At 44.1% G+C, this 2,287-nt stretch carries 2 protein-coding genes; both read left to right on the top strand.

Translation table 11 applies throughout. The features are described from left to right. Window positions 1-1,292, top strand: a 1,292-nt coding sequence (locus CXF78_RS20765) for a DUF3373 domain-containing protein (protein WP_102037828.1), incomplete at its 5' end; no start/stop codon positions are given. Between the two features lie 62 nt (window positions 1,293-1,354). Beyond that, window positions 1,355-2,287 (top strand): tetrathionate reductase family octaheme c-type cytochrome (locus tag CXF78_RS20760; protein ID WP_102037827.1); only part of this gene is annotated, 933 nt, incomplete at its 3' end.

Raw genomic sequence — 2,287 nt, 5'->3', positions numbered from 1 at the left:
AGAAAACCCAACAAGACATTGATAACGATATATTTTACACCACGCGCTTACGCCTAAATATTGATGCTAAAGTGTGGGATAACGTCAGCTTTGCAGGACGTTTAACCATGTTTAAGAGCTGGGGAGACTCTGCTGGGGTTAAAGTATTCGACTCATGGAATTCATTCACGATGGACGGCACCAGTAGCGGTAGCACCAGTGGTGATGAGTTAAAAGTAGAGCGCGCCTATTTTAATTGGAAAGACATTAACGGCAGTGGCACTTACCTTTCTATTGGACGTCGTCCTTCAACGTACGGTCCACCAAATCATTATCGTGAAAATGAACTCAGAGGCGGCACGCCATCAGGTCACTTAGTTAATTTTAACTTCGATGGTCTTACCTTAGGTTACAACTTGGGTGATATTACTGGTATTGAAGGCCAAACAGTACGTTTTTGCTATGGCCAAGGCTTTGAATCACAGTACGGCAATGGCGAATTGTTTGGTGACATCATCACTAAAGATACCCACCTCGGCGGGTTTAATATCGACGTGATTAATGACGGTAACCATTTCTTACAGTTCACTTTATTCGGTGCTAAAGATGTCAATGATGGCTTTACGGGCACCATGGCATTCCCTACTCAACTGGCGGGTATCTTTGCCCCAACCATGTATCAAGACATGCAAAAGTTTGACAACTTTAACTTCGTCACCCGTGTACAACCAAGCGGTGTCATTGGTGATATGTACTTAGGTGGTTTAGGTTATGCCTATGAAACCGATGACGATCTGAAAATGTTTGCCTCATTAGGATGGACTCGTGCTGAACCTAACGGTAATGCAGGTTTGTTCGGTGGCATGTTAAGCGATGCAGTATTTGAAGCAGAGTTGAACAACACTGGTACTGAAATCATTATGGTGCCAAAAGAAACTGTTGATAGCGACACCAAAGATGGTTACGGCATTTATGTAGGTATGCAAATTCCTGCACCATACGGCAAATTCGGTTTGGAATATAACTACGGTTCTAAATACTGGAGTCCCTTCACCCAAGCACAAGACGACCCAATCGGCAGTAAGTTAGCCACTCGCGGCCATGTTGCTGAAGCCTATTATATCTTTGATATTAATCCAAAAATGTTTATCAAGTTAGCTGGTTTGTATTACGACTATGAATATACCGGAAGTGGCTCACCAGTAGGTGCACCGATGAAGGTTGACGATGTGATTGCCGGTAGCGCGTACTCAATGTTGCCAGTTGTTGACACCGCCTATGACGTCAATGCCTCACTGACCGTTAACTTCTAACGCTAACTTAACCTTCTAACTTGGCCCCCCTGAGCACAATCTCAGGGGTAAGGACAAACACCATGAAATTATTATCAGCACTGGCTGTATTACTGTTATTAAGCAGTAGCGCACAGGCTGCCTTTAACCACAAAGAGGCGGTGAAAGGGCCTTTTGCTAATGGCCCTGAAGTGACGACACAATGCTTAACCTGCCATAAAGAACATGCTGAAGAGTTTATGAAATCTTCACATTGGACTTGGGAGTTAGAGCAAAAACTACCAGACCGCACTGTGATGCGCGGTAAAAAGAACAGCATTAACAACTTTTGTGTATCGATATCGGGTAACGAACCGCGTTGTACCAGTTGTCATGCCGGTTATGGATGGAAAGATTCAACATTCGACTTTAAAGACATGACCAAAGTCGATTGCTTAGTTTGTCACGACACCACGGGAACTTACATTAAAGATCCTGCGGGCGCAGGCGAGGCCTTAGCAAGAGTCAATTTAGCCAATGTTGCCCAAAATGTAGGTGCACCCGTGCGTGACAATTGCGGCAGTTGCCACTTTTACGGTGGCGGCGGTGATGCGGTTAAACACGGCGATTTAGACTCATCAATGTCTTATCCAGACAAAGCGACCGATGTCCACATGGATACCGATGGAAATGACTTCCAGTGTCAAACTTGTCACGTTACTGAAAATCATCAAATTACCGGTAACTCGATGGGCGTATCACCTGGAGGGGAAAACAAAATTGGTTGTGTAAATTGCCATGATGCTGCGCCTCATAAAAATAAAAAGCTCAATACACACACAGCAACTGTAGCGTGTCAGACTTGTCACATACCATCATTTGCTAAAAATGAACCCACCAAAATGCATTGGGATTGGTCACAGGCAGGACAAGATCTTCCTGAAACAACAGACCAATACGGCAAGCACACCTTTATGAAAAAGAAAGGCAGCTTTATTTGGCAAAAAGACGTTAAACCACAATATGCCTGGTTTAAT

It is taken from the genome of Shewanella sp. 11B5, assembly GCF_002836795.1.
Lineage (GTDB): Bacteria > Pseudomonadota > Gammaproteobacteria > Enterobacterales > Shewanellaceae > Shewanella > Shewanella frigidimarina.
This window is presented reverse-complemented; position numbering and strand designations above follow the sequence as displayed.